This is a genomic window from Leisingera sp. JC11 (assembly GCF_040704725.1).
GTDB lineage: Bacteria > Pseudomonadota > Alphaproteobacteria > Rhodobacterales > Rhodobacteraceae > Leisingera.
Window position 1 is genome coordinate 1 of record NZ_JBFCVS010000007.1, and the last position, 24426, is coordinate 24426.

At 62.6% G+C, this 24426-nt stretch carries 26 protein-coding genes and 1 pseudogene; 13 read left to right on the forward strand and 14 right to left on the reverse strand.

The window, feature by feature from the left end:
- Nucleotides 1-187, reverse strand: a pseudogene (locus tag AB1A62_RS09295) (glucose-6-phosphate dehydrogenase); the annotation flags it as partial.
- A 298-nt stretch (nt 188-485) separates the two neighbouring features.
- Between AB1A62_RS09295 and AB1A62_RS09300 the strand changes: the two are divergent.
- Together AB1A62_RS09300 and AB1A62_RS09305 are read left to right on the forward strand one after the other, a co-directional pair.
- The gene (locus AB1A62_RS09300; RefSeq protein ID WP_366661224.1) at nt 486-1589 is read left to right on the forward strand and encodes a CaiB/BaiF CoA-transferase family protein; all 1104 of its coding nucleotides are present in this window, start codon (nt 486-488) and stop codon (nt 1587-1589) included.
- A 192-nt stretch (nt 1590-1781) separates the two neighbouring features.
- Entirely contained in the window at nt 1782-3767 is a 1986-nt protein-coding gene (locus AB1A62_RS09305; protein ID WP_366661225.1) for a CocE/NonD family hydrolase, read from the forward strand.
- Between the two features lie 67 nt (nt 3768-3834).
- On the opposite strand, the gene nadC is transcribed toward AB1A62_RS09305, so the two are convergent.
- The 3 genes from nadC to nadA are packed head-to-tail and all read right to left on the reverse strand — an operon-like array spanning nt 3835 to nt 7298.
- Nucleotides 3835-4689, reverse strand: coding sequence for a carboxylating nicotinate-nucleotide diphosphorylase (gene nadC / locus AB1A62_RS09310; RefSeq protein WP_366661226.1), 855 nt, complete (start codon nt 4687-4689; stop codon nt 3835-3837).
- The gene (locus AB1A62_RS09315) at nt 4686-6242 is read right to left on the reverse strand and encodes an L-aspartate oxidase (protein ID WP_366661227.1); all 1557 of its coding nucleotides are present in this window, start codon (nt 6240-6242) and stop codon (nt 4686-4688) included. The genes nadC and AB1A62_RS09315 overlap by 4 nt, the downstream gene beginning before the upstream one ends.
- 3 nt (nt 6243-6245) lie before the next feature.
- Nucleotides 6246-7298: a quinolinate synthase NadA gene (gene nadA, locus AB1A62_RS09320; protein WP_366661228.1), complete on the reverse strand. Its 1053-nt coding sequence runs from the start codon at nt 7296-7298 to the stop codon at nt 6246-6248.
- A gap of 289 nt (nt 7299-7587) precedes the next feature.
- Here nadA and AB1A62_RS09325 point away from each other — a divergent pair, with 289 nt between their 5' ends.
- Genes AB1A62_RS09325 through AB1A62_RS09335 form a run of 3 tightly spaced genes read left to right on the forward strand, consistent with a single transcriptional unit; the run spans nt 7588 to nt 9802 of the window.
- Nucleotides 7588-8292 (forward strand): ABC transporter permease, encoded by a 705-nt coding sequence (locus tag AB1A62_RS09325; protein ID WP_174148198.1) that lies wholly within the window; start codon nt 7588-7590, stop codon nt 8290-8292.
- Complete coding sequence (locus AB1A62_RS09330; RefSeq protein WP_366661229.1) at nt 8292-9002, forward strand: ATP-binding cassette domain-containing protein; 711 nt, start codon at nt 8292-8294, stop codon at nt 9000-9002. The genes AB1A62_RS09325 and AB1A62_RS09330 overlap by 1 nt, the downstream gene beginning before the upstream one ends.
- On the forward strand, nt 8999-9802 hold the full coding sequence (locus AB1A62_RS09335; RefSeq protein WP_366661230.1) for a substrate-binding domain-containing protein: 804 nt from the start codon (nt 8999-9001) through the stop codon (nt 9800-9802). Before AB1A62_RS09330 ends, AB1A62_RS09335 begins: the two co-directional genes overlap by 4 nt.
- Before the next feature lie 74 nt (nt 9803-9876).
- On the opposite strand, the gene phnF is transcribed toward AB1A62_RS09335, so the two are convergent.
- Nucleotides 9877-10590 (reverse strand): phosphonate metabolism transcriptional regulator PhnF, encoded by a 714-nt coding sequence (gene phnF, locus AB1A62_RS09340; RefSeq protein WP_366661231.1) that lies wholly within the window; start codon nt 10588-10590, stop codon nt 9877-9879.
- Between the two features lie 107 nt (nt 10591-10697).
- Here phnF and phnG point away from each other — a divergent pair, with 107 nt between their 5' ends.
- The 3 genes from phnG to AB1A62_RS09355 are packed head-to-tail and all read left to right on the forward strand — an operon-like array spanning nt 10698 to nt 12839.
- The gene (phnG, locus tag AB1A62_RS09345; protein ID WP_366661232.1) at nt 10698-11150 is read left to right on the forward strand and encodes a phosphonate C-P lyase system protein PhnG; all 453 of its coding nucleotides are present in this window, start codon (nt 10698-10700) and stop codon (nt 11148-11150) included.
- The gene (gene phnH / locus AB1A62_RS09350) at nt 11150-11734 is read left to right on the forward strand and encodes a phosphonate C-P lyase system protein PhnH (protein ID WP_366661233.1); all 585 of its coding nucleotides are present in this window, start codon (nt 11150-11152) and stop codon (nt 11732-11734) included. Before phnG ends, phnH begins: the two co-directional genes overlap by 1 nt.
- Before the next feature lie 4 nt (nt 11735-11738).
- Complete coding sequence (locus tag AB1A62_RS09355) at nt 11739-12839, forward strand: carbon-phosphorus lyase complex subunit PhnI (protein WP_366661234.1); 1101 nt, start codon at nt 11739-11741, stop codon at nt 12837-12839.
- A 2-nt stretch (nt 12840-12841) separates the two neighbouring features.
- Here the strand turns inward: AB1A62_RS09355 and AB1A62_RS09360 are convergent, their stop codons facing one another.
- The gene (locus AB1A62_RS09360) at nt 12842-13030 is read right to left on the reverse strand and encodes a hypothetical protein (protein WP_366661235.1); all 189 of its coding nucleotides are present in this window, start codon (nt 13028-13030) and stop codon (nt 12842-12844) included.
- Between AB1A62_RS09360 and AB1A62_RS09365 the strand changes: the two genes are divergently transcribed.
- Genes AB1A62_RS09365 through phnN form a run of 4 tightly spaced genes read left to right on the forward strand, consistent with a single transcriptional unit; the run spans nt 13029 to nt 15907 of the window.
- Nucleotides 13029-13886: an alpha-D-ribose 1-methylphosphonate 5-phosphate C-P-lyase PhnJ gene (locus AB1A62_RS09365; RefSeq protein ID WP_366661236.1), complete on the forward strand. Its 858-nt coding sequence runs from the start codon at nt 13029-13031 to the stop codon at nt 13884-13886. The genes AB1A62_RS09360 and AB1A62_RS09365 overlap by 2 nt on opposite strands.
- Nucleotides 13886-14656 carry a phosphonate C-P lyase system protein PhnK gene (phnK, locus tag AB1A62_RS09370; RefSeq protein ID WP_366661237.1) on the forward strand — a complete coding sequence of 257 codons (771 nt, stop codon included), beginning with the start codon at nt 13886-13888 and terminating at the stop codon, nt 14654-14656. Before AB1A62_RS09365 ends, phnK begins: the two co-directional genes overlap by 1 nt.
- A 10-nt stretch (nt 14657-14666) precedes the next feature.
- Complete coding sequence (phnL, locus tag AB1A62_RS09375; RefSeq protein WP_366661238.1) at nt 14667-15350, forward strand: phosphonate C-P lyase system protein PhnL; 684 nt, start codon at nt 14667-14669, stop codon at nt 15348-15350.
- On the forward strand, nt 15347-15907 hold the full coding sequence (gene phnN, locus AB1A62_RS09380) for a phosphonate metabolism protein/1,5-bisphosphokinase (PRPP-forming) PhnN (RefSeq protein ID WP_366661239.1): 561 nt from the start codon (nt 15347-15349) through the stop codon (nt 15905-15907). The genes phnL and phnN overlap by 4 nt, the downstream gene beginning before the upstream one ends.
- On the opposite strand, the gene AB1A62_RS09385 is transcribed toward phnN, so the two are convergent.
- Nucleotides 15889-16572, reverse strand: coding sequence for a DUF1045 domain-containing protein (locus tag AB1A62_RS09385; RefSeq protein ID WP_366661240.1), 684 nt, complete (start codon nt 16570-16572; stop codon nt 15889-15891). The two genes, phnN and AB1A62_RS09385, sit on opposite strands and share 19 nt — an antisense overlap.
- A 50-nt stretch (nt 16573-16622) precedes the next feature.
- Here AB1A62_RS09385 and AB1A62_RS09390 point away from each other — a divergent pair, with 50 nt between their 5' ends.
- Complete coding sequence (locus AB1A62_RS09390) at nt 16623-17765, forward strand: alpha-D-ribose 1-methylphosphonate 5-triphosphate diphosphatase (protein WP_366661241.1); 1143 nt, start codon at nt 16623-16625, stop codon at nt 17763-17765.
- A 90-nt stretch (nt 17766-17855) separates the two neighbouring features.
- Here the strand turns inward: AB1A62_RS09390 and AB1A62_RS09395 are convergent, their stop codons facing one another.
- From AB1A62_RS09395 to AB1A62_RS09425, 7 genes are read right to left on the reverse strand one after another with little or no spacing between them, the layout of a single operon-like run.
- Nucleotides 17856-18335 carry a class I SAM-dependent methyltransferase gene (locus AB1A62_RS09395; protein ID WP_366661242.1) on the reverse strand — a complete coding sequence of 160 codons (480 nt, stop codon included), beginning with the start codon at nt 18333-18335 and terminating at the stop codon, nt 17856-17858.
- Complete coding sequence (locus AB1A62_RS09400) at nt 18336-19094, reverse strand: polysaccharide deacetylase family protein (RefSeq protein ID WP_366661243.1); 759 nt, start codon at nt 19092-19094, stop codon at nt 18336-18338.
- On the reverse strand, nt 19091-20227 hold the full coding sequence (locus tag AB1A62_RS09405) for a glycosyltransferase (RefSeq protein ID WP_366661244.1): 1137 nt from the start codon (nt 20225-20227) through the stop codon (nt 19091-19093). Before AB1A62_RS09405 ends, AB1A62_RS09400 begins: the two co-directional genes overlap by 4 nt.
- Nucleotides 20224-20811 (reverse strand): histidine phosphatase family protein, encoded by a 588-nt coding sequence (locus tag AB1A62_RS09410; protein WP_366661245.1) that lies wholly within the window; start codon nt 20809-20811, stop codon nt 20224-20226. Before AB1A62_RS09410 ends, AB1A62_RS09405 begins: the two co-directional genes overlap by 4 nt.
- Nucleotides 20808-21896: a glycosyltransferase gene (locus AB1A62_RS09415; protein ID WP_366661246.1), complete on the reverse strand. Its 1089-nt coding sequence runs from the start codon at nt 21894-21896 to the stop codon at nt 20808-20810. Before AB1A62_RS09415 ends, AB1A62_RS09410 begins: the two co-directional genes overlap by 4 nt.
- 5 nt (nt 21897-21901) lie before the next feature.
- Entirely contained in the window at nt 21902-23146 is a 1245-nt protein-coding gene (locus AB1A62_RS09420) for a glycosyltransferase family 4 protein (protein ID WP_366661247.1), read from the reverse strand.
- Nucleotides 23143-24369, reverse strand: a complete 1227-nt coding sequence (locus AB1A62_RS09425) for a glycosyltransferase (RefSeq protein ID WP_366661248.1) — start codon at nt 24367-24369, stop codon at nt 23143-23145. The genes AB1A62_RS09420 and AB1A62_RS09425 overlap by 4 nt, the downstream gene beginning before the upstream one ends.
- Between the last annotated feature and the right edge of the window lie 57 nt (nt 24370-24426).

Below are 24426 nucleotides of genomic sequence, written 5' to 3' on the forward strand. Positions count from 1 at the left end.
TCTGGCTGCGGAACTCCTCCGCCGTCAGCGCGCTGCGCGAGCTGCCGATGATCCGGCAGTCGCTGCTGAACTGGCCGATCTGGAACCGGTGGAACAGGGCAGGCAGAATCTTCCGCCGCGCCAGATCACCCGTCGCGCCAAACAGCACAAGGTCAAAAGGAGCAACAGGGATAACGCGCGAAACCATTGATTTTACATAGCTGTTCCATTGGGGCCGCAGAGCCAGGCCATTGTGCCGCCAAGAAAGGGGCAATTCAATTGCCTCTGCTTACACAGGTGCGGTTAAAGTTCTCGGTATCGCTAACATGCTGGCGGTCTGAGGGCTACAGGATGTTTCGAAAATAACGGCCTGACTGCACAAAACCGGAAGTCAGTGTGAAACGAACTGCGCCCGGCACCTTAGATTTGATCAAATCTTGCCGGTTGGTGCGGTAGCGGCTAAGCATGTCATGCAGAGATTTATTGCCAATAGAAAGGAGCCTCCAATGACCCCGCTTGCAGGTCTGAAAGTGGTCGAACTTGCCCGCATCCTGGCGGGGCCATGGATCGGCCAGTCACTGGCTGATCTGGGCGCGGAGGTGGTAAAGGTGGAAAGCCCTGATGGGGATGACACCCGCAAATGGGGCCCGCCCTTCATCGAACGGGAGGGTGATAAGACTGCCGCCTACTATTATGCCGCCAATCGGGGCAAGGACTGCGTGATTGCTGATTTCCGTACCGAAGAAGGAAAGCAGGCGGTGGTCAATCTGATCCGGGATGCGGATATTCTGATCGAGAACTTCAAGGTCGGCGGGTTGAAGAAGTTCGGGCTGGACTATGAGAACCTGTCAAAGATCAATCCGCGGCTGATTTATTGTTCGGTCACCGGCTTTGGCCAGGACGGTCCTTATGCGGAGCGTGCGGGCTATGATTTCCTGCTGCAGGGAATGTCCGGGCTGATGTCGATCACCGGCGCACAGGATGGCCAGCCGCAGAAGGTGGGCGTTGCGATTACCGATATTGTCACCGGTTTATATGGCACTATCGGTATTCTGGCGGCGGTGGAGCAGCGCCATACCACCGGGCGCGGCCAGCATCTGGACATGTCCCTGATGGATTGCGCGACGGCGTTGCTGGCGAACCAGGCGATGAACTACCTGGCGACCGGGGAAAGCCCAACGCGGCTGGGCAACGACCACCCGAATATCGCGCCTTATCAGGTGATGGCAGTCAGTGACGGCCATGTGATCCTTGCGGTTGGGAATGACGGTCAATTTCAGCGGCTTTGCGATGTGCTGGGGCTGGCGGAGGCCAAGGCGGATGCACGGTTCCAGACCAACCAGCTGAGGGTGGCAAACCGGAGGGAACTGACCGCCGTTTTGGAGGTGGCGCTGGCCGGTTGGACGCAAGATAAGCTTCTGGCATCGCTGGAGGCGGCCACAGTGCCGGCCGGTCCGATCAACACCATCGGCCAAGCTTTCGAGGACCCGCAGATCAGGCACAGGTGCATGCAGATCACCCCGGAAGGCGTGCCTGGGGTGCGGGGGCCATGGAAGTTTTCCGGGGCGGAGCTGGCTTTGGAGAAATCGGCACCCAAGCTGCCAAAATAGCTGCTCAGCTGTCTTGGCCCGCGCATTGACACGGCTTTGCCGGTTAAACAGTTTGGGGCCGTTTAGACTTTCGTGGACTGTAAGCAGGTCCGCGTACATTCGCTTACATCTGCTGACGACTGCTCACTTTTCCGCAGTCTAAGTTTGGTCGAATGTGCGGGCATGGCTGACGTTGAAAAAAGGACACTGCCCATGCACGGTGCATACCGCATCATTGAAAACACGTGGATCTCCTTGCCCGGCGGCCGCAGGCTGGCTGCCCGCATGTGGCTGCCGGACGGCGAGGGGCCGTTTCCGGCAATTCTGGAATACCTCCCCTACCGCAAGCGTGACGGCACCGCGCCACGGGATGAGACCACGCATACCGTCTTTGCTCACGAAGGCTATGCTTGTATCCGGGTGGACATTGCAGGCACGGGCGACAGCGAAGGGGTGTTTGATGATGAATACTCGGAGCAGGAGCTGAGCGACGGTGAAACCGTCCTTGAATGGATTGCTGAGCAGGATTGGTGCGACGGAAATATCGGCATGATCGGCATAAGCTGGGGGGGCTTCAATGGGCTTCAGCTGGCGTTCCGCCGCCCGGCGGCGCTGAAGGCGGTGGTTTCGGTCGCCTCGACCGTGGATCGGTACGCGGATGACATCCATTACATGGGGGGCTGCCTTCTGAGCGATAATGCCAACTGGGGCAGCCAGATGTTTGCTTATCAGTCACGCCCTTCGGACCCGGAGCTTCGTGCGGACTGGCGGGAAGACTGGATCAAGCGGATCGAGGGAATGCCATTCATGGCTGCCGTATGGTTGCGACAGCAGGTCCGCGGCGGCTTCTGGAAGCACGGTTCGGTTTGCGAGGACTGGTCTGCGATCCAGGCCCCGGTGCTGGCGATCACCGGCTGGGCGGATGCCTATGTGAATGCCCCCCCGGCGCTGGCCGCCAACCTGAGGGTTCCAGCCAAGGCAATGATCGGCCCGTGGGAGCACCGCTACGCGCATATTGCCAAGCTGGATCCCGCGGATTTCCATGGTGAGGTGCTTCGATGGTTCGGTAAGTGGCTGAAGGGTGAGGAGACCGGCGCGGAGGATTTGCCGGATTACCGCGTCTTCATGCAGGAGCATTTCAACCCCACCATGCAGAATAAGCCCCGGCAAGGCCGCTGGGTGGCAGAGGCTGAGTGGCCGTCGCCAAATGTGCAGGACAGGGTGATGCACATGGGCCAGGGTGAACTGGCGGATCAGCCTGCCAGCGGAGCGCTGACAGTCAGCAGCCCGGCGACCGTGGGGCAGGCCTCTGGCTATTTCTGCCCTGGAATGCGGTTTGACAATGAACTGGCTGGTGATCAGGCGGGAGATGATGTGCTGTCGGCCTGTTTTGACAGCACGCGGCTGGCCGCGCCCCTGGAACTGCTGGGCCGTCCGCGGGTAAAGGTGGCCTTCAGCGTTGACAAGCCCGTGGCGCAACTGGTGGCGCGGCTGTGCGATGTCTCGCCCGATGGTGTTTCGCAGCGGATCACCTTTAGGGCTCTGAATCTCACTTGCCGAAACGGTTTCGAAGCTCCGCAGAAGCTGGTTCCGGGTAAGCGTTACAAGGCGGAGATTGAGTTGAATGAATGCGCCCATCGCCTGAAAGCGGGCCATGTGCTGCGGCTGGCGTTGTCGACGTCTTACTGGCCGATTGTCTGGCCTGCGCCGGAGGCGGCGGAAGTGACGCTGCACTTGGAGGATTGTTCCCTGGTATTGCCAGAACGCAATGTCCGGGAAGAGATCGCACCGCGGAACCCTGGTGCTCCACGGGACTATCCACTGTTGCAGGCGGAGCAGTTGCGTGAAGCTGGCGGCACGTCGAAAACCTGGACCCGCGAGGACGGAACGCTGGTGCTGGATACCTTCGATGATTATGGCAAGTCGGTGAATCCGTATCACGGCATGTGTGTCGGCAGCCATGTCACCATGCATTACGAGGTGCATCCGGATGATCCGGCCTCGGCAGCCTTTGCCAGCGACTGGAGCTTCGAGTTTGAACGCGGCGACTGGCAGGTCTCAATCGACACGGAGAACAGGGTGACCTGTGACAGGGAGAACTTCTATCTCTGGCGCAAGGTGACGGCCCGTGAAGGGGAGGAGAAGAATGTGGCCGTCATCAAGGAATGGCAGGAAACCATTCCCCGCGGTGTGCTTTAGGCCAAAGCGGGCAGCGGACCATTTGCGGGGGCTTGCGGGGCACAAGACAGCGCCGCAAGCCTGATGGTCAGAAATCGAGGCCGAGGTCGAGGGTGCGCGCCGAATGGGTGAGCGCGCCGGAGGAGATGTAGTCCACGCCGGTGCCTGCCACTTCGGCAATGCGCTCCAGCCGCATGTTGCCGGAAGCTTCGGTCACCACATGGCCCTTGGCCATCTCGACAGCCTGGGTCAGCATTGGCGTGCCCATGTTGTCGAGCAGGACCACATCGGCGCCGCCGGTGGCAATCACTTCGGAGAGCTGGTCCAGCGTATCAACCTCTATTTCGACCTTCATCATGTGGCTGACGCTGGCCTTGGCAGCTTCCAGCACCGCTTTTACCCCGCCGGCAGCCGCGATGTGGTTGTCCTTGATCAGGATCGCGTCCGACAGTCCGAAACGGTGGTTGTAGCCGCCGCCGTGCAGCACCGCCTGCTTTTCGGCAATGCGCAGACCCGGGGTGGTCTTGCGGGTACAGGTAATGCGCGTGCTGGTGCCTTTGGTTTCGGCGGCAAAGGCTGCGGTCAGGGTGGCAATGCCGGTGAGCCGCCCGGCAAAGTTCAGCGCCACACGTTCGCCCGACAGGATCGATGCCGCAGAGCCTTTGATCGTCATCAGAGTGTCGCCCTTCTTGCAAGAGCTGCCATCGGGCAGGAGGGTATCCACCTTCAGCCCGGCGTCCACCAGGTGAAAGGCGATGCGGGCGATCTGCATACCAGAGACCACACCGTCCTCCCGCGCGTTCAGCCGGGCAGAGTAGGTGGCGGAAGCGGGGATCACCGCACGGGTGGTAATGTCACCGTTCTGGCCCAGATCCTCCATCAGCGCAGCGCGTACCATCGGTTCCAGGATCAGGTCGGGCAGGGTGGCGAATTGGGTGCTCATGTCAGTTCCTTCACGGCCTTGGTGCGGATGTCCAGGGCCTCGTCCAGGGTGATGCGGGTGCGATGCGCCTGCGCGGGGTCGGCCTCGGTGAAATCGTCGCGGAAGTGACCACCGCGGCTTTCCTCGCGCTGGAGCGCGGCGGCGGCGATCAGAGTGGCGGTGGCGCACATGTTGACGAAATTCTCGTCACCGGCCTGTTCGACTTCAAGACGGGCAATTTCCGCAAGCGCTTGGCGAAGACCACCGGCGGTGCGGCGAACCCCGGCATGGGCTGTCATCGTCTCCCGCAGGGATCTTACTGCCGCCAGATCCAGTTCCCGGCCGCCGGCAGGGAAGCTGGGGTGGATCTCTTCTGCGTTTTCGGAGGTTGCCAGCCCAGACATGTCCTGCGCTGCGTTGCGGGCATAGACCAGCGCCTCAAGCAGCCCGTTGGAGGCCAGCCGGTTGGCGCCGTGCAGCCCGGTCGAGGAGGCCTCGCCGCAGACCCAAAGGTTGGAAAGGCTGGTGCGGCCTTGCAGGTCGGCGTCAACGCCGCCCATGTGGTAGTGGGCGGCGACAGCTACCGGGATCGGCTCTCGCACCGGGTCGATGCCAGCGCGTGCGCAGGTTTCGGCGACTGTCGGAAAGCGGGTCAGCACCTCGGCGCCGAGAGCCTCGCGGGTGTCGAGCATCGGGCGGCAGCCAGCCTGCGCTTCGGCAAAGATTGCGCGGGCAACGATGTCGCGCGGGGCCAGTTCGGCATCCGGGTGTGCCGGAACCATGAAGCGTTCGCCAGCGGCGTTGATCAGCACCGCGCCCTCGCCGCGCAGGGCTTCGGTCGCCAGCGGTGCCGGGTCCTCGCCGATGTCAAATGCGGTGGGGTGGAATTGCACGAATTCCGGATCCGCAATGCAAGCGCCGGCGCGGGCGGCAAAGCCGATCACCTGGCCGCGGATGCGGGGGGGGTTGGTGGTATGGGCATAAAGCCCGCCGGAGCCACCGCCGGCAAGCAGCACGCCGGGCGCCTTGATCAGCACCGGGGCAGAGGGTGCGTCAGCGCGGGTGATCCAGATGCCGGTGACAGTTGCGCCCTCAGTCTCGAGCCGCACGGCCTGGGTGTTTTCCAGAACTTGCACAGACGGGGCTGCGCGCACGGCGGCAATCAGCGTCCGCATGATCTGATCGCCGGCCTGGTCGCCCTTCACCCGCACCACGCGGGCGGCGGAATGGGCGGCTTCGCGGCTCATAACGAAGTTGCCGTCCGCATCGCGGTCGAAGGGGGTGCCGAGTTCGGTGAGGTCGATGATGTGCTCGCGTGCCACCTTCGTGACCATGGCGGCGACTTCAGGGTCGACCGTGCCGGCCCCTGCCTGGAGGGTATCAGCGGCGTGGGCCTCAGGCGTGTCATGGTTGGCCATGGCGGCAGCCACGCCGCCCTGAGCCCAGGCTGAGCTTGCGCCCTCGCCCAAGGATTCGGGGGAGATCACCAGAACCGGCCGGGGTGCCAGCTCAAGCGCGGCATAAAGCGCGCCCAGACCTGCGCCGGCAATGACGATACGGCCGGTTTCGATCACGGATCAGATGCCCAGTTTTTGCGAAAGGTCGATCATCCGCTGCACCGCGATACGGGCCTTTTCAGCCACTTCGGGATCCACCTCGACCGGCTCGGTCATGGTGTGCAGCGACCACAGGACTTTCTCCAGCGTGATCTTCTTCATGTAGGGACACATGTTGCACGGGCCGACAAATTCCACCTCAGGCAGCTGATCGGCAATGTTCGAAGCCATCGAGCATTCGGTGATCAGCAGCGCCTTTTCCGGCTTTTCATCGGTCACGTATTTGACGATGCCGCTGGTCGAGCCGGAGAAGTCGGCCTCGGCCACCACGTCGGGCGGGCATTCCGGGTGGGCGATCAGCCGGGTGCCTGGGTTCCATTCGCGGAAATCGCGCAGGTCCTTGGCAGTGTACTGCTCATGCACGATGCAGGAGCCCTCCCACCAGACAATGTTCTTTTCCGGAACCTGCTGGGCGATGTTCTGGGCCAGGTACTGGTCCGGCGTCATGATGATGGTGTCTTCCTCCATCGCGGCAACGATCTGCGCGGCGTTAGAGGAGGTGCAGCAGATGTCCGAGGCGGCCTTTACCTCAGCCGTGGTGTTCACATAGGTGACCACCGGCGCGCCCGGGTAGCGGCGGCGCATTTCCGCGACGCCTTCGGCGGTGATGCTTTCCGCCAGCGAGCAGCCTGCCTCCATGTCGGGTATCAGCACGGTCTTTTCAGGGCTCAGGATCTTGGAGGTTTCGGCCATGAAATGCACACCGCATTGGACGATCACATCGGCTTTGACCCTGGTGGCTTCGATTGCCAGCTGCAGACTGTCTCCAACCACGTCCGAGATGCCGTGATAGATTTCGGGCGTCATGTAGTTATGCGCCAGAATCACCGCGTTACGCTGTTTCTTCAGTTCTAGAATTGCCGCAACATACGGCGCATGGGTCGCCCATTCGACGGGGTTCACCACGCGGTCCATGCGGGCGTAGACGTCTGCCATCTGTTCGGCAAGGGCCGGGTTGGGAGCCAGATCATAGTGGTTGGCGAGCTGATCCCGCATGGATTGCAGGTCGAACATGGCGTATCCTCAAGGTTGCGTCCGGGGTGACACTTTGGGCGGGGGTTGTTTCATGTTCATATCATCCGCGCAAGCGCGTGTGAGCGGAAACGGAGCCAAATGCGGTGATTTGGCGCTAACAGGCGGCATCTCGGGGAAGCCGTTATTTCTCAGATGGGTATTGGCAGCATGATTTTCCAGCCGGTTTGCCGTTTTTGGCTGTCCCGGCGTCCTCTCCTGTGATTTGGAGCCGGGCAAAGCCATGTTAGACCGGGCCGGTAGATAGCCCCTAGGAGAGTGACCGGATGCGATGAATGATCTGTGGGCAGGACTGAGCCAGGCCTTTTGGCTGTTGGTGACACTGGACGCGGATCTGGTGGAGATCACTCTGCGGTCGCTGCGGGTGACGCTGACCGCGCTGGCCATTGCCTGTGCCATCGCACTCCCGCTGGCAGCCTTCTTGGCGGTACGACGGTTCCGGATGCGCCGGGCCACAATTGCGGTGCTGAACGCGCTAATGGGTCTGCCGCCTGTTGTGGTTGGGCTGGTGGTCTATGTATTCCTATCCCGCGCCGGTCCGTTTGGTGTCTTTGGCCTGCTGTTCACACCCACGGCGATGATTATCGCGCAGGTGATCATTGTGGTGCCCTTGGTCGCCTCGGTGGCGCATCAGTCGCTTCGCGAGTTGTGGAGCGATTACCACGATCTGCTGATCTCGATGAACGCCACCCAGTTCCAGCGCATCCAAGCGCTCTTGTGGGACGGGCGCCGGGCGCTGCTGACTGCGGCGCTGGCGGGTTTTGGCCGCGCGATTGGTGAAGTGGGTGCGATCATGGTGGTGGGCGGCAATATTGATCATGCCACCCGGGTGCTGACCACCGCGATTGCGCTGGAGACCGGCAAGGGAGAGTTTGCAATGGCACTGGGGCTGGGCTTTGTGCTGATTGCGCTGGCGATTGCAGTCAACCTGGCGATCCACTGGCTGGGCCGTACCGAGAGCGAGGGGCGCTGGTGATGCAGATGTTCCCGCTGGTGTCCAAGGGCGCCCAGGTGCGCCGCCGCGGCAAGGTGCTGGTCGGACCGGTTGACCTGACCCTGGGCGGGCAGGGCACCTCGATTGTCATTGGCCCTAACGGGGCGGGCAAAACCACGCTATTGAAGATGCTGCATGGCATCGTTCGGATGAATGGCGGCAGCTTGGATTGGGCCTGTCCGCTGGAAGAAGCGCAGAAGCGGCAGGCGTTTGTGTTTCAAACTCCGGTGATGATGCGCCGCACGGTGATCGACAACATCGCCTATCCGCTGCGGTTGACGGGCGTGGGCCGCCGCGAGGCGCGCACGCGGGCGGCAGACTGGGCGGCCCGTGTCGGCCTGGGAAGAATCCTGCAGCGCCAGGCTACCATGCTGTCGGGCGGAGAGCGGCAGAAGCTGGCGCTGGCTCGGGCCCTGGTGCGGGAGCCGGAGGTTTTGTTTCTGGACGAGCCCTGCGCCGCATTGGACGGCCGCGCCACCCGTGAAATCGAAGAGATCCTTGCCCATGCCGCCGAGAGTGGCACACGGCTCATCATGTCCACACACAACATGGGGCAGGCGCGGCGGCTGGCGGATGAAGTGATATTTGTACTGGGCGGCCGCATCCACGAATTCAGTCCGGCGGAGGATTTCTTTGCCGGGCCTCAAACGCCGCAGGGGCGTGCTTTTTTGAACGGAGATATTGTCGAATGAAACGTCTGATTTTTGGTGCCATTGTATCCATGTCCTTTGCCACAGCCGCGCTGGCGGAAGAGATGAAGATGGCGGTGACCACTTCCTTCCACAATTCCGGTTTGGCAGAGATCCTGCTGCCTGAGATCAAAAGGGATCTGGGGCTGGATGTGCAGCTGCTGGTGGTTGGCACTGGCCAGGCGATCCGCCTTGGCGAGGCGGGCGACGTGGACGCGATCCTGGTGCATTCCAAGAAAGCCGAGGAGAAGTTTCTGGCGGGCGGCAACGGTACGCACCGGCGCGAGATCATGTACAATGATTTTGTTTTGGTCGGACCCAAGGCGGATGCTGCCGAAGTGGCTGGCGCCGCAGATGCCGCAGATGCGCTGCAAAAGATTGCCGGGGCGGAAGCGGTATTTGTCAGCCGCGGCGACGACAGCGGCACCCATAAGAAGGAGCTGAGTCTGTGGAAAGCCGCGGGACTGGAGAGTGAGGACTTTGGTTCATGGTACAATGCGGTAGGCGCTGGCATGGGGGCTGCTCTCAACACGGCCGCGGGCATGGACGCTTACATCATGTCGGACCGTGCCAGCTGGCTGAACTTCGGCAACAAGGGCGGCCTCGAACTATTGTTTGCCGGTGACCCGGTTCTGTTTAACCAGTATGCCTATCTCCCGGTAAGCCCGGTGAAGCACGGCCATGTGAAAAACGCTCAGGCAATGCTGCTGGAGGAGTGGCTGGTCTCAGACAAGGCAAAGGAGCTGATCAACGGCTACCAGATCAATGGCGAGACTCTGTTTGTGTTCAACGCCAAGCAATGAATTGATCTGAACCTGCAAGCCGGAGCCCCTGCCATTGGCGGGGGCTTTTTTGTAATGAGAGCTCGTAAGGGGTCTCAGGTTTCACCTCCCACCGTCAGGGTGACTCTGTCGCCCGCGAACCACGTGCGCCCGAATTCGACAGGCCGGCCTTCCGGATCTGCGTTGATGCCAGTGGTGCGCAGGATCGGGCTGCCTTCCGCGACCCTGAGGTGCAGTGCTTGCGTCGCAGTGGCGAGCTTGGCGGTGATCCGTGTCTCAACCCGTGTGTAATCGTCAATCCCGAACTGCAGCAGTGCTGCGGTGACGGAGCGCTGCTCCTGCAGCGCGTCGAGAATGCCGGGGAAACGTTCCGCTGGAAAGATGCTTTGGAACAGGGCTATGGGCTGGTCGTCCGCCAGAGACAGGCCGTCATAGACATGTACTTCAGCGCCCGGGTCCAGCTGCAGCGCATTGGCCTCGCGGGCAGCGGCAGCGCGGGTCTCTAGCATTAGAATTTGCTTGGCAGGGCTGCGGCCTTCGCGGGAAAGGTTTTGATGGAATCTTACCCGCTTGCCGATAGGGTAATCGGTCGGCTTTGCCGCCACGAATACCCCGGCGCCGCGCCTGGGGTGAACCAGCCCTTGTTCCGCCATATCCGCCAGCGCCCGGCGTACCGTGTGCCGGTTCACCCCGAAGCGCGCAGAGAGCTGTGCCTCGGCGGGCAGCTTGCCGCCGGTTTCATACCGGCCTTGAGCGATGTCGTCAGTCAGTGCAATGGCGATGGACTTCCAGACGGGGGTGCGGGTCATGTCACGGAACTTTCATAACTCTCCGATTGCGCCTTCCAGGGCGACTCGGATAACATTTGTCTAGTTGTATAGATAATGTAGACAGCATAGCCAAGAGGCTTAGACAAATGACAACGACTTTTTCTGCGATGGACCGCAGGGGCTGGATGAGCTTACTGGCTTCCGCCGACGAGGCCCGGCTGACTGAGCTGTGGCAAGGCTATGGAGCGGACCCGGCTTGCGAGCTTCTGCGCGCGCCGGAAGCCGGCGGCGTCATGGTGCGCGGCCGCATGGGTGGCACCGGAGCGCCGTTCAATCTGGGTGAAATGACCGTCACCCGTTGTGCTCTGTCGCTTCAGGATGGCACGGTCGGTCACGGCTACGTGCAAGGGCGCAGCAAGGTAAGCGCGGAGATTGCCGCCAAGATTGACGCCCTGATGCAGACCGGTGCTGCGGATGCTCTGAGTGCTGCAGTTCTGACACCTTTGGCTGAAGAGAAACAGAAGGCGGAGGATGACCGTGCAGCCAAGGCTGCAGCAACAAAGGTCGAATTCTTTACCATGGTACGGGGAGAGGACTGATGAGCCTGGACACCCGGAACGCCGTCTATGCGGGCGGCTTCAGCAATCCGCCGGTCGCTGCGGCACATGCTTTCCGCGCAGCGATGAACGCGATGGCCCGGCCTGGCCGGGTCCAGGACATCACCGGTGCCGCACCGCCGGAGGGGATCTCCATTGCGGCGGGCAGCCTGCTGCTGACCCTCTGTGACCCGGAAACCGGTGTCTATCTTGCTCCGGACGTTGATAGCGGCGATTTGCGCGGCTGGCTGGCGTTTCACACCGGCGCGCCGGTTGTCCCGGCGGAGCAAGCGGATTTCGCGCTTGGCAGGTGGGACGCGCTTACGCCGCTGAACCGCTTCCTTATCGGCACCCCGGAGTACCCCGACCGCTCGGCCACGCTGATCGTCGAAACGCCCGGCTTTGGCGCGCCCAACGCGGTGCTGCGAGGTCCGGGTATCAAGAACACAGCCCGGATGCAGCTGCCGGAACTGACCGCGTTCCAGAACAATGCGGCACTCTACCCGCTGGGTGTGGACTTTTTCTTCACCGTGGGGTCGCAGGTGGCTGCGCTGCCGCGGTCGACCCAAGTAACTGCGGAGGCTTGAGCCCATGTATGTTGCAGTCAAAGGCGGCGAGCGCGCCATTGAAAACGCCCATGCCTGGCTGGCCGAGGAGCGCCGAGGCGGCAAGGATGTGCCCGAGCTGTCGCTCGCCCAGACCCGCGAGCAGCTGAGCCTGGCGGTGAACCGGGTAATGGCCGAAGGCTCGCTCTATGATCCGGACCTTGCGGCGCTGGCGATCAAGCAGGCGCGCGGCGATCTGATCGAGGCGATCTTTCTGATACGCGCCTACCGCACAACCCTGCCGCGGTTTGGCTACTCGCAGCCGGTAAAGACCGGGGAGATGGCCTGCGACCGCCGGATCTCGGCGACCTTCAAGGACGCGCCGGGCGGGCAGGTGTTGGGGCCGACGTTTGACTACACCCACCGCCTGCTGGACTTCAAACTGGCTGCCGACGGCGAGGTGCCCGAAGCACCGGTGTCCGAGCCGCGCAGGGAAGCCACGCCGCATATCACCGGGTTCCTGCAGGGCGAGGACATCATCGAGCGAGAGCCGGCCTCAGACGCGGTTCCGGGCGATCTGACCCGTGAGCCGATGTCCTTCCCGGCGGGCCGCGCGGTGCGGCTGCAATCGCTGACCCGAGGCGACGAGGGGTTCATTCTCGGCATGGCGTATTCGACCCAGCGCGGCTATGCGCGCAACCACGCCTTTGTCGGTGAGCTGCGCATCGGCAAAGTGCCGGTGGAGGTGGAGATCCCGGAACTGGGTTTTGCCATCGAGATCGGCGAGGTGGAGCTGACCGAGTGCGAGACTGTGAACCAGTTCAAGGGCTCCAAGACGGTGCCGCCGCAGTTCACCCGCGGCTACGGGCTGGTCTTCGGCCAGTCAGAGCGCAAATCCATCGCCATGGCGCTGGTCGACCGGGCGCTGCGCTGGGAGGAACTGGGCGAGGACAATGTCGGCGCCGCCGCGCAGGACGAGGAGTTTGTCCTGAGCCACGCCGACAACATTCAGGCCACCGGCTTTTTGGAGCACATCAAGCTGCCGCATTACGTCGACTTCCAGTCCGAGCTGGAATTGGTTCGCAACCTACGCCGCGAAGCGGCAGATCTGGCGGAGACGCTGGTTGCACGGGAGGCTGCAGAATGAGTTCAGTCATCCTTTCGAGTGGCACTGGGGTCGCCATCTTCGCCGAGCTTTTTAAAATCAGTTCCAAAGCCGTCGAATGCGGCGAACAGGACAAGCGCAATAGCTGCTGCAAGAGCAATGCCAACTGCAAGCAAAGCGTCCAAAGCAACCTCCTGACGGGGTTCAAACCCGGGTCTGAGAGAGCCAATCATGTCTGACTACAACTTTGCATACCTTGACGAGCAGACCAAGCGGATGATCCGCCGGGCGATCCTCAAGGGTCTGGCTGTGCCGGGCTATCAGGTGCCTTTTGCCAGCCGCGAAATGCCGATGCCCTATGGCTGGGGCACCGGCGGCGTGCAGGTCTCAGCCGCCACGCTGACCCCAGAGGATACGCTGAAAGTGATCGACCAGGGGGCGGATGACACCACCAACGCGGTGTCGATCCGCAAGTTCTTTGAAAAGACGGCCGGTGTTGAGACCACCGAGGAAACCGAAAAGGCCAGCGTCATCCAGACCCGCCACCGGATTCCGGAGGCAAAGCTGACCGAGGATCAGATCCTGGTCTATCAGGTGCCGATCCCGGAGCCGCTGCGCTTTCTGGAGCCGCGAGAGACCGAGACCCGCAAGATGCATGCCTTGCAGGAATACGGGCTGATGCATGTGAAGCTCTATGAGGACATCGCGCAGCACGGCGCCATCGCCACCGCCTATGCCTACCCGGTGAAGGTGGAGGGGCGCTATGTGATGGATCCGTCGCCGATCCCGAAGTTCGACAACCCCAAGATGGAGATGGCGGCCATCCAGCTGTTCGGCGCAGGCCGCGAGCAGCGTATCTACGCGGTGCCGCCCTATACCCAGGTCGTCTCGCTGGATTTCGAGGACTATCCGTTTGAGGCCAGCAAGGCCGAGCACGCCTGCGACCTGTGCGGCTCCGAGCACAGCTATCTGGATGAGGTGATCCTGGATGATGCGGGCAACCGGATGTTCGTTTGCTCTGACACGGACTATTGCCGTTCGCGGCGCGAGGCGAGCCACTCGGGCCGCCTAAGTGAGGAGGCAGCGTGATGACCCCTTTGCTGCAAGTGAAGAACGTTGCCAAGATGTACGGCGCGCGGATCGGCTGCACGGACGTGAGCTTTGATCTTTATCCCGGCGAGGTGATGGGGATCGTCGGCGAAAGCGGGTCAGGCAAATCGACCCTGCTGAACAGCCTGGCGGGCCATCTGCCCCCCGACCGGGGCGAGGTGATCTTTGACACCCGTACGGAGGGGCCGGTGGATACTGTCACCATGTCCGAGCCGGAACGCCGGATGCTGAGCCGCACCGACTGGGCCTTTGTCCATCAGCATGCCCGTGACGGGCTGAGGATGTCAGTGTCTGCGGGCGGCAATATCAGCGAGCGGCTGATGGCCGTGGGCGACCGTCACTATGGCGCGATCCGCGAACGTGCCGCCGATTGGCTCGGCCGGGTGGAGATCAGCGAAAGCCGGATTGACGACCGCCCCAGCGCGTTTTCCGGCGGGATGCAGCAGCGCTTGCAAATTTCTCGCAATCTGGTGACCGGTCCGCGGCTGGTGTTCATGGACGAACCAACCGGGGGACTGGACGTCTCGGTGCAGGCACGCTTGCTGGATTTGCTGCGCGGCCTGGTGCGCGAGATGGGGCTGAGCGCGATCATTGTCACCCATGATCTGGCTGTGGTGCGCCTGCTGGCGGACCGGCTGATGGTGATGAAGGATGGCCACTTAGTGGAAACCGGGCTGACCGATCAGGTGCTGGACGATCCACAGCATGACTATACCCAGTTGCTGGTTTCCAGCGTGCTGCAAGCCTGAGGGCAGGGCGATGATTGAACTGAACAATGTGAGCAAGAGTTTTACCCTGCACAATCAGGGCAGGGCGGTGATCCCGGTGATGGAAAACGCCAGCCTGAGCGTGAAGCCCGGTGAATGTGTCGGCCTGACCGGGGCATCCGGGGCGGGCAAGTCTACCCTGATGCGGGTGATCTACGGCAACTACCTGGCGGCCTCCGGCAGCGTCCTGGTTGGCAGTGTCGATGTCGCCAAGGCCGAGCCGCGCGATATTCTGGCACTGCGCCGCGAGACACTGGGTTATGTCAGCCAGTTCCTGCGGGTAGTGCCGCGGGTGCCGACCCTGGATGTGGTGGCAGAGCCGCTGCTGGCCGCCGGTACACCGCTGGATCAGGCGCGAGACAAGGCTGCCGCGCTGCTGGCGCAGCTCAATATCCCTGAACGGCTGTGGGGGCTCAGCCCCACCACCTTCTCGGGCGGGGAGCAGCAGCGGGTGAACATCGCGCGCGGTTTTGCCTATGACTACCCCGCGATGCTGCTGGATGAACCGACGGCCAGCCTGGATGCCCGGAACCGGGCTACCGTTCTGGGGCTGATTGAAGCTGCAAAATCACGTGGAGCGGCCATCATCGGTATTTTCCACGATGAGGCTGCGCGCCAACAGGTTTGCGACCGGTTCGTGGACGTCTCCGCATTTTCCCCCAAGGCGGCGGCATGAGTGCGGCGGTTAGGAGAGGCCCGGTCATTGCAGTGGTCGGGCCGTCCGGGGTTGGCAAGGACAGCCTGATGTCTGCCCTGGCGGTCTCCGGCCCTCATCTGCGCTTGATGCGGCGGGTGATCACCCGCGCGCCTGAGGCGGGCGGGGAAGAGTATCAGGCAGTATCGGAAGCCGAATTTTCCGCCCTTGCCGAAAGCGGTGTTTTTTCGCTGCATTGGCAGGCGCATGGGCTGCACTACGGCATTTCGCGGGACATCGAAACGTTGCGCGCGAGCGCGGGCGGGGTGCTGGTGAACCTGTCCCGCGCGGTGCTGCTGGAGGCGCAGGAGGTATTCGGCGATTTCATCGTGCTGTCGGTAACGGCACGCCCTGACGTGCTGGCTGAGCGGCTCGCAGCCCGAGGGCGGGAAGGCGCGGCTGAGGTGCGGCGCCGTCTTGCCCGCGCGGAATATCCGTTGCCAGCAGGATTGCGCAGAGTCCATGTAATTGACAACAGCGGCGCGCTCAGCGCCGCGGTGAACGGCGCGCTGGCGGTCATTCAGCCAGAGAGGGCGTAGCGTTGAATCAGGTGAAACCTTCCGTCCGGTGCTTCGCCCATCAGTGCCAGGTCGCGGATTTCCAAGGGGGCGGGCAGCAGCGGGATCAAATGCTTGTTCAGTGCTTCCACCACTGCGGGCAGCTCCGGTTTGGGCAGCCTTCCGGTAAGCGTGATGTGAAAGCGGAACTGGTCCAGGACATAAGGATAGCCCCAGCGGCTGAGGTTCTCTTCCTGCTCCGGCGTCAGGCCCGTGGCGCGGCGGCGGTCCAGTTCGGCTGCAGGTGCTGGGGCACGGAAGGAGTCGAGTTCCGTTACACAGGCCGCGGCCAGGGCATTCAGCGCGCTGTGCTCCCCGGTGGGGCACAAGGCGAGAAATCGGCCCAGGCGGGCCAAGTGAAGGCCATCAAGACTGACGGGCTTTTGCGAAGAGGCGAAGGCTTTGCAGGCGGCTTCAAGCGCTGCCTGGGTCTGCCTTTCTGCCAGACGCATCGGCGGCTTCATCGTCGCATGCAGACCGTATTTTCGCGGCACATCCGTGATTGCGCCAATGTCCAGTTCAGCCACGTTCGGGTGCGGCACCATGGTACCCGTTTCCAGGTCCCAGCCAAGCCAGCTGGCTGCAAACCGGCTCCATTCCGCATCAGCGGGAGGGGCGTAATAGATCGCGTATCGCGTGAATGTCACATTGGCCTCCTAAACGTGGCCTTCCATAGTTCGAAAGATGTGAAGTTCAGATGACAGAAGAGATGATCCTTGCCAATGCCACTCTGGTGCTGCCGGGCGAGGTCCGGACCGGTAGTGTGAAGATCTGCGGTGGTGAGATTGCAGACATCGCGGATGGCGTCTCAGTTCCGGCAGGAGCAATGGACTGCGAGGGCGATTATGTGAGCCCCGGGCTGGTGGAACTGCACACGGACAACCTGGAGCGCCACATTCAGCCTCGTCCCAAGGTCGACTGGCCGCATGCGAGCGCAATCATTGCCCATGATGCGGAACTGGCAGGTACCGGCATCACCACAGTGTTTGATGCCATGCGTGTGGGCTCAATCAGCCGCCGGGAAAGCCGCTATGGCGCTTATGCCCGGCAGCTTGCCTCGGAACTGCTGGAGCTGCGGGCAGCGGACGCATTGAAAATCTCCCACTTCCTGCATCTTCGGGCAGAAGTTTGCACGGACACCCTGGTGGATGAACTGAATGCCTTCGGAGAGGAAGACCGTGTCGGTTTGGTCTCGCTCATGGATCATACGCCGGGTCAGCGCCAGTTTCGCGATATCTCCAAGCTGAAGGAATATGTGAAGGGCAAACACGGCTTTGATGATGCGGCCTTTCGGGAGCATGTGGCGCACCTGATGGAGCTGCAAGAGACCTATGGCGCTTTGCACGAAGCGGAAGCGGTAAAAGCGGCCAAACGGTTCGGCGCAGTTTTGGCAAGCCATGACGACACCACAGCGGCTCAGGTGGCCGTGTCTGCAGGCCACGGTATCCGCTTGGCTGAGTTCCCGACAACTGTGGAGGCAGCGCAGGCCTGCCGTGCCCATGATATCAAAGTGATGATGGGAGCACCTAACCTGATCCGCGGCGTCTCCCACTCTGGCAATGTAGCGGCGCATGACCTGGCGGAGCTCGAGCTGCTGGATATCCTTTCGTCGGACTATGTGCCCGCAGCGCTGCTGATGGCCGCGGTCAGGCTGGGTGAGCTGTGGGGCGATGTGGCTCGGGGACTTGGTTCGGTGACACAAGCACCGGCTGCTGCGGTCGGGCTGGACGACCGCGGACGGCTGGAGATTGGCAAGCGCGCTGACCTGATAAGGTTCGGCATCAAGGCTTGCACGCCCGCCCTGCGCGGGGTCTGGTCGCGCGGCTTGCGCGTGGCTTAACCCTTAATGGGCAGAAGGGAGCGAAGCGCACGTCCGCCCATCAAGGGCGGGCCCGTGCCACCCGCTATTAAAGGCCGGGCGGGTGTGGTGTCATTCGGCCCGATAGAACATGTAGCGTCCCGGGGGTATGCCCGCGGGACCGTCCAATTCCTCAAAACCTGTTAGCGGCTGGCCGGAAACGATGATCCCGCCAGGTGCCATGACTTGGGCAATTACTGGCGAGAGGGCGGCAGCTTCGGCCACGTCTCTTTCTTTGACGCCAAAGCCGAAGTCGTAGTGGGCCAAGGCGATTTTGTGACCATCCGCCGCAAGTTGCTCAAGCATCGGCTTCGCTTCGCCTTGCAGAAAATCCTTTTCTGGCGGAACGCAGGACGGATGGCATTGCAGCACCCGGTCAATCACCCAGATCCGGCGGCTGGTCAGGATCTCGCGCAGGTGATCATAGGTGCGCCCGTTTCCAAGTCCCATGTCCAGCACGTCTCCTGTTAGCGGGCTGATCTGGTCAGCGGCCCAGTTCAGCCCATCACGCTGGGCAGTCAGGCGGCGCAGCATGGAATCCAGACGGCTCATTCAGGACATCCTTTCATCATAGATCCAGGCCTCGCCCGGGCCATCAAGCAAGCGTTTCGCAAGCGCTGCGATGAAGGACCAGATTGCCTCATCATGCACCTGATGGTGGGTGAGCAGCCCGTAAGGTTCGGCATTGTCCGCGTCGCCCAGGCGGCGGTCGCGCAGCTGACGCACCACCTGCGTGATCAGCTGGTCCGGCGGAAGCAGGCTGCGGCTTCCCTTCCAGTCGATCGGGTCAAGGTGGGTATTCACACGCAGCAGCCCGGATGCAGGCTTGGAGGCTTTGCGCGGAGTGAAGGTGGACACCGCCGTATACCCGGCGCCAGCCAGCCAGGTTAGCATTTCCGGTGAAATCCGGTTCCAGGGCGGTACAAACATCGGCCTAAGGCTGCTGCCGAACAATTTTTGCAAAGCAGTCAGGCCGCGCTCTGCATCATCCAGCAGCTCCTCCAGCGGGCGGTGGGCGCCGAATTCTGCCTTTTTCTCACCCGTAGGCGCGTGGTTCTGGTGTGCCCAGCCGTGAACGACCGGAATCAGTGTCGGATGCTCTGCGATGAAGCGGGCCAAGTCAGGTGTCGCGCCCTGGGGGATCACCGCAAGATGCACTGGCAGATCCAGGTCCTTTGAGAGCTCTGCCAACCGTTCGAGTTCTGAAGATTGGGACATCGCATCGTCGTCCCGCCACCACAGCGGCAGCGTCCGCCCTGCCGCCTGCCATTGCTCCAGTTCCCGGTCCAGACCGCTCCAATCCGCCGTCATTCTCGCCCTCCCGCAAGTTCTGCGGCAATCTCCACACTCCGGGCGGCTCCGTCAAACCTGAAACCGCCTGCCGGCCGCGGCGGAGCCTGCATTGCCGCCTTGACCGCAGCGCATAGCGCTTCGGGGGTCAGCCCGGCAGTTTTCACGATTTCAATGCCATTCAGTGGAGCCAGGCTGTCCGCACGCAGGCCCTGTTCGGTCTCGTTGCCGGCATCGAAGGGGATCAGCACCGCAGGCGTGCCGGCCTGCAACAGATCCAGCGCGGTGTTGTAGCCGCACATGCTGACAGAGGCGGCGGCGTGGGAGAGCATCTGGCGGAAATCTTTGCGGGCAGGCTCCAGAAGGGCAGGGGAGCAGGTGCTGGAAAACTCCGCAATACGCGCCCTGGCATCCGAGCCGCCAACCAGCAGCCGCCAGGCGGTTTCTGGCATCAGTTTTGCAGCTTCCAAAGCCGTGCGGTAGAGCGAGGTGCCAACGCTGCCGCCGCCTGCGCTGACCAGAACTTCGCCAGTACCAGCCTGCTCTGGGTGCGGGCCAGCGGCGGGGGGGGCCACATAACCGGTATAGCGCAGCTTTTCTGCAAGCATGCCAGAGACCGGCCAGCTGGCCTCGAGTCGGGTGGCGGCGGGGTCAGAGTGGACCAGTACTGCGTCATAATATTGCGCAATTACAGCGTCGGCCTTTTCCGCCTTTTCCGGTTTGGAAGGGGGAGCGAGGATGTCGCGGATGGAGGATAGGATTACCGGCCGCCGGTGCAGCGTGCGAGCCGCTTCCAGGAGGGCGCGGAACTCCTTGCGCAGGGAACGGCGGCCAAATGGGTAGAGTTCCGTGAGCAAGACGTCAGGCTGCATGCCCTGCAGCGCAGCGCAGAGGGCCGATTGGCGGCGCGCCAAATAGGCTTCATCTGCCAGCGCGCCATCCTCTGCCATCAGGCGGGTGAAATTCACTCCGTCCGAGCGCAGCGGCGGCAGCTGAATCAGTTCAACCCCGTCGGCGTTGAGCTGCGGCGCCGGAAAGCCGCCGGAGACGACCTGAACCCTATGGCCTGCGGCGATGAAAGCCCGGGCCAAGGTCAGCACGCGCGACAAGTGCCCCGTGCCCAGCAAATGTGTAACGGCAATCAGGACTTTCATGGATCATCCCTGCGTAACAGCCGGACGGGTTCAGGCCAGGGAGTGATGCGTGTGCCATCAACTTCCACCACAAACAGCCGGTTGCGTTTGATGCGGAATGGGGCAGGGCTGTCAAAGCTCCAGCCATAAGCCCGTGCCAGGATCATACGCATGATGCCGATATGGCAAACAGCCACAGCGTCCTGCGTCAGATCCGTCAGCCAGGGCTCAATCCGGGACCAGACCTCAGCCGGGGTCTCGCCTCCAGGCGGGCGGTAGCTCCAGCCCCAATTTTCAATATCACGGTAGCCGCTGACGGGATCTGCTTTCAGATCCAGGCCGTGCAACCCTTCCCATTCTCCCCAGTTCATCTCGGTCAGTTGCGGCGCAGTGCGCGGAGGGCGGCCTGCTATCAGTTCTGCTGTTTCCGCTGCGCGCACCAGCGGGCTGGACCAGAGCTCGGCCAGCTGCCAATCCGGAGGCAGGGCGTAACCGCGCAGATCTGAGCGGGCCTGATCATCCAGAGGAATATCGCTGCGGCCTTGAAGGCGGCCGGCCCGGTTCCATGCGGTGTGGCCATGGCGGAGGAGGGCGAGGCGGATCATGCAGAAAGGTCCATCAGCGGCAGAACAGTTTCCCAGAACCGCCGGGCAGCGGCGGGTGCAAGGTGCTTTTGGGCAACGAAGTCACGGGCATTCCTGGCAGTCTGGATGCGCAGCGTGCGGTTGGCAAGCAATTGACCGGTGAAGGATGCAAGAGCCTCCGCGCCTTCATCCGCGGCCGGGTATGGGGCCGGGAGCAAAACATCCCGAACGCCAGGGCGGTCTTGTGCGGCAACCGGCAAGCCGTGGGCCTGTGCCTCCAGGTAGACCATGCCGAAGGCCTCGTTCACTCCGGGCCATAAAAACAAGCCGGCCCTGGCGTAGGCTGCGGCTAGTTCCGAGCGGCTGAGCTGGCCGAGGAAACGGACCTTGCTCCCGAAGGGCGCCATCAGCGCCTCAACTCCGGGCCGCGCCGGGCCGTCACCGGCAATATCGAGATGCCAATCGCCCGGCAGCAGGGTGAGCATTTCGGCAATGATGCTGTAAGAGGCAAGTTTGTCGCCTGCACGCATCATAGCCGTGGTCAGCATCGGACCGTCCAGAGAGGACGCGGCGGGCAGCTCCTCTATCGGCAAGAAGGGCGGCAGATGTGCCAGGGTCTGACGGCCTCTCCGGTCTCGTTCCAGCGCAAAACGGTCCTGCTCGGTGAAGTAGAATACCGCATCTGCGGCATCCGCGGCAGCATGGGCGGCTTTGGCGAACTCAGCCCAAGGACCGGTCAGGCGCTTCTTGGCGCGGGTGGACTCAATTTGCACATACGGTATGCCGCGGGCGCGGGCTACGGCAGGGCCGATCAGGTCCGGGGCTTTGTAGTAGTTGTGATAGGTAATCCAAAGGTCGGTTTCCGGCATCCCGCGGATCAGCCTTTCCGCTTCAGCATCAGCTTGCCGCTGAAGATCGGCCTGAACCTTGGCGTCGCCGTGTTTGTCAAAGATCCTCAAGTCCGAAGCCAGCCGTACCTCCGCACCGCTGTTGCGCACCAAATCCACAAGATTACGGGCCATCTCACGGTCGCCTGAGGGAACGGGGTGGTGGGGCGGCTTCATAGGGGCGTAGAAGGCAACCCGCTTACCGGCTCCCGGCTGCATAAGGCTTATCTGCTCTGCAGCATCACGGTCAGCCGCTTGGAGAGCTGGGCAATGCCGGGAGCCATGCCAAAGTCCGTGCGCAAGCGCGCAAGCGCGGCTTCAGCCATTTGCGTCAGTTTTTGAGGCTGCCGGGCAGCGTAGAGAAGGCTTTCGGCCAGCGCCTCCGGGCTGTCTTCGCTCAGCAGCCCATGGGTACCGTGATCAATGAATTCCGGGATTGCGGAAACCGGGGTCGACAGGATTGGCAAAGCCTGCGAGGCAGCTTCCATCAGCACGTTTGGCAAACCGTCGCGGTCGCCATCCGCCGCCACTCTGCTGGGCAGCACAAACAGGTCGGAGCTGCGCATGGCATCGATCACTTCGGGCTGGTCGCAGGCGCCGCGCCACGTGATGCGGTGAGCGATCCCGGCGTCCTCTGCCATTCCCTGCAGCAGATCGCCCAGTCCGCCACCGCCTATATGGGTCCAGCGCCAGTCCAGGCCTGCAGGAAGCAGCGCAAGGGCGGCTATCAGCCGGTCAAACCCCTTTTTCTCTACCAAGCGGCCAACTGACATGAAGTGAACCGGATCCTGCGGCTGGCGCGGCTGCCGTTCCGGCGGCGCAGGAAAACGGGTCAGGTCCAGCCCGTGATAAACCAGATCGACCCGGTCTGGTTTATCAGCCATTCCCTGCAAGTGCTTGGCGCCAAAGCCGGTGCATGTGGCGCCAAAGGCAGCACCGTGATGGGCGGCAGAGAGCTTTTCCTGAATTTCCCAGTCCGGCGACGTCCAGATATCCTTGGCATGGGCAGAAAAGCTCCAAGGAAGGCCTCGCATGATTGCGGCATAGCGGGCCACGGAGGACGGCGTGTGCAGAAAATGCGCATAGAGACCCAGGACTTCATCCGGCATTTCTGCGGCCAGCACGCAGGCTTGGCCAAAGCGCCGGATGCGGTTCGGAGACAGATCCCGGCGCAGGTCAGCTCGCCAGATGCGGTAGGCCTCGCCGTAGCCGGGCAGTTGCTGTGCGACACTGCGCGCACGCCAGACCCGGTCTGGCTCCTCATACAGGTATTCGGGCAGGTAGTTCACCCGCGCCTTCAGCTGTAGGTGCAAGGGGTGGCGTTTAATATCGGTCGGGTGGCGCAGCGACCAGATCTCGAAAGCGTGACCAGCGGCCTCAAGAGCAACCAGTTCCTGCGCGATGAAGGTCTCGGACAGGCGCGGCCAGCCCTTGACCACCACCGCAAGGGGTGGGCGGGCAGCGGTCATTCAGCAGCCTCTTGACGGGTGTCCTGCAGCAGTGCAGCAACCCGGCGGGTCACGTAATCCAGCCCGTCCAGCAAACCCTCGGAGCCGGCGGAAGAGGGAGGAAGCTGGGTTGCCAATGCACGGATTGCCTTGGCAAGCGCTGGCGCGGTCCAGCCGTCCCTGTTTTCATCCAGCATGGTCGTGAGGCCAATCTCTTCGGCCCGGCTGGCACGGATCCATTGCTCCAGCCGCGGTGTGGTGCGGGGCACGATCACTGCTGGCTTATCAAAGGACAGCACTTCGCAGAAGGTGTTGTAACCGCCCATGCAGACGACACCCTGAGCGCCGGCAAAAAGGGTTTCGATCTGCGATTCAAAGCCGACAGCCGTCACGCGTCCGTCCAGGCGGGCAACACGTTCTTCAAAATCCTCACGGGTCTCGCCGGACAGGAAAGGGCCGTAGACCAGTACCGCGCGGGGGGAAAGGTCCAGATCGGCCTCATAAGCAGACAGCACCAGGTCCACCATCATCTCACCGTCGCCGCCGCCACCGGGAGTGACAAGCAAATAGGGCTGTTCAGGCGGCTCCCCAACCTGTCCAAGATCGCGGCGTAAGTAGCCGGTCCAATGCATGCGGGCCTGCATTTCGGGCGTGAAGGGCAATCCGGCGGTGGGGTCGTAAACGGAGCGGGGTCCGTAGACCCAGATCTCATCGTAGAAATCACGGGTGGCCTCGACCGCGTGCTTGCGCTCCCATTCGGCGGCCAGCACTTCAGGTTCATCCAGCACGTCGCGCAGACCCAGAACCATCTTGCAGCGCCCGCGTGTCTTCAGAAGGTCAAGCGCCGGCATCAGTTCGCCGCGAAAGCCTGTTGGCTCCTTGTCGGCGACCAGCACGTCCGGGTCATATTGTTCGACGGTCGAGCGGATCAGGGCTGCACGCAGCTCTGCGGTTTCCTCGATACTCATGCCCATGGTGCGCGAAGCGTAGGAGCCGTCGGAACGCTTGATGACACCGGGCAGACGCACATGGTCGACCCGGGACGGGAAGGAGAACCGGCCGGCGACAGGCGAACCGGTAAGGATCAGCGCAGAGGCGTCGGGATTGGCAGCTGTGATCGCGCCGGCAAGGGCCCGCGACCGGCGCAAATGACCCAGCCCGAATGTGTCGTGGCTGTAGAACATGATCCGGGGACCGCGCTTTGCAGCTTCAGCCGGGGAGTGAGTGATGCCTGTGTCCGTCATACGAAATCCCGGAAGGACTGCCGGGCGGCGGCCACCAGGCAGGCTTCGGCGGTAGAG

Excerpts from the sequence above, each read along its gene's own strand:
- AB1A62_RS09300 (WP_366661224.1), top strand. The coding sequence starts at position 486 with ATGACCCCGCTTGCAGGTCTGAAAGTGGTCGAACTTGCCCGCATCCTG.
- AB1A62_RS09305 (WP_366661225.1), top strand. The coding sequence starts at position 1,782 with ATGCACGGTGCATACCGCATCATTGAAAACACGTGGATCTCCTTGCCC.
- nadC (WP_366661226.1), bottom strand. The coding sequence starts at position 4,689 with ATGAGCACCCAATTCGCCACCCTGCCCGACCTGATCCTGGAACCGATG.
- nadA (WP_366661228.1), bottom strand. The coding sequence starts at position 7,298 with ATGTTCGACCTGCAATCCATGCGGGATCAGCTCGCCAACCACTATGAT.
- AB1A62_RS09325 (WP_174148198.1), top strand. The coding sequence starts at position 7,588 with ATGAATGATCTGTGGGCAGGACTGAGCCAGGCCTTTTGGCTGTTGGTG.
- AB1A62_RS09330 (WP_366661229.1), top strand. The coding sequence starts at position 8,292 with ATGCAGATGTTCCCGCTGGTGTCCAAGGGCGCCCAGGTGCGCCGCCGC.
- AB1A62_RS09335 (WP_366661230.1), top strand. The coding sequence starts at position 8,999 with ATGAAACGTCTGATTTTTGGTGCCATTGTATCCATGTCCTTTGCCACA.
- phnF (WP_366661231.1), bottom strand. The coding sequence starts at position 10,590 with ATGACCCGCACCCCCGTCTGGAAGTCCATCGCCATTGCACTGACTGAC.
- phnG (WP_366661232.1), top strand. The coding sequence starts at position 10,698 with ATGACAACGACTTTTTCTGCGATGGACCGCAGGGGCTGGATGAGCTTA.
- phnH (WP_366661233.1), top strand. The coding sequence starts at position 11,150 with ATGAGCCTGGACACCCGGAACGCCGTCTATGCGGGCGGCTTCAGCAAT.
- AB1A62_RS09355 (WP_366661234.1), top strand. The coding sequence starts at position 11,739 with ATGTATGTTGCAGTCAAAGGCGGCGAGCGCGCCATTGAAAACGCCCAT.
- AB1A62_RS09365 (WP_366661236.1), top strand. The coding sequence starts at position 13,029 with ATGTCTGACTACAACTTTGCATACCTTGACGAGCAGACCAAGCGGATG.
- AB1A62_RS09360 (WP_366661235.1), bottom strand. The coding sequence starts at position 13,030 with ATGATTGGCTCTCTCAGACCCGGGTTTGAACCCCGTCAGGAGGTTGCT.
- phnK (WP_366661237.1), top strand. The coding sequence starts at position 13,886 with ATGACCCCTTTGCTGCAAGTGAAGAACGTTGCCAAGATGTACGGCGCG.
- phnL (WP_366661238.1), top strand. The coding sequence starts at position 14,667 with ATGATTGAACTGAACAATGTGAGCAAGAGTTTTACCCTGCACAATCAG.
- phnN (WP_366661239.1), top strand. The coding sequence starts at position 15,347 with ATGAGTGCGGCGGTTAGGAGAGGCCCGGTCATTGCAGTGGTCGGGCCG.
- AB1A62_RS09390 (WP_366661241.1), top strand. The coding sequence starts at position 16,623 with ATGACAGAAGAGATGATCCTTGCCAATGCCACTCTGGTGCTGCCGGGC.
- AB1A62_RS09395 (WP_366661242.1), bottom strand. The coding sequence starts at position 18,335 with ATGAGCCGTCTGGATTCCATGCTGCGCCGCCTGACTGCCCAGCGTGAT.
- AB1A62_RS09400 (WP_366661243.1), bottom strand. The coding sequence starts at position 19,094 with ATGACGGCGGATTGGAGCGGTCTGGACCGGGAACTGGAGCAATGGCAG.
- AB1A62_RS09405 (WP_366661244.1), bottom strand. The coding sequence starts at position 20,227 with ATGAAAGTCCTGATTGCCGTTACACATTTGCTGGGCACGGGGCACTTG.
- AB1A62_RS09410 (WP_366661245.1), bottom strand. The coding sequence starts at position 20,811 with ATGATCCGCCTCGCCCTCCTCCGCCATGGCCACACCGCATGGAACCGG.
- AB1A62_RS09415 (WP_366661246.1), bottom strand. The coding sequence starts at position 21,896 with ATGCAGCCGGGAGCCGGTAAGCGGGTTGCCTTCTACGCCCCTATGAAG.
- AB1A62_RS09420 (WP_366661247.1), bottom strand. The coding sequence starts at position 23,146 with ATGACCGCTGCCCGCCCACCCCTTGCGGTGGTGGTCAAGGGCTGGCCG.
- AB1A62_RS09425 (WP_366661248.1), bottom strand. The coding sequence starts at position 24,369 with ATGACGGACACAGGCATCACTCACTCCCCGGCTGAAGCTGCAAAGCGC.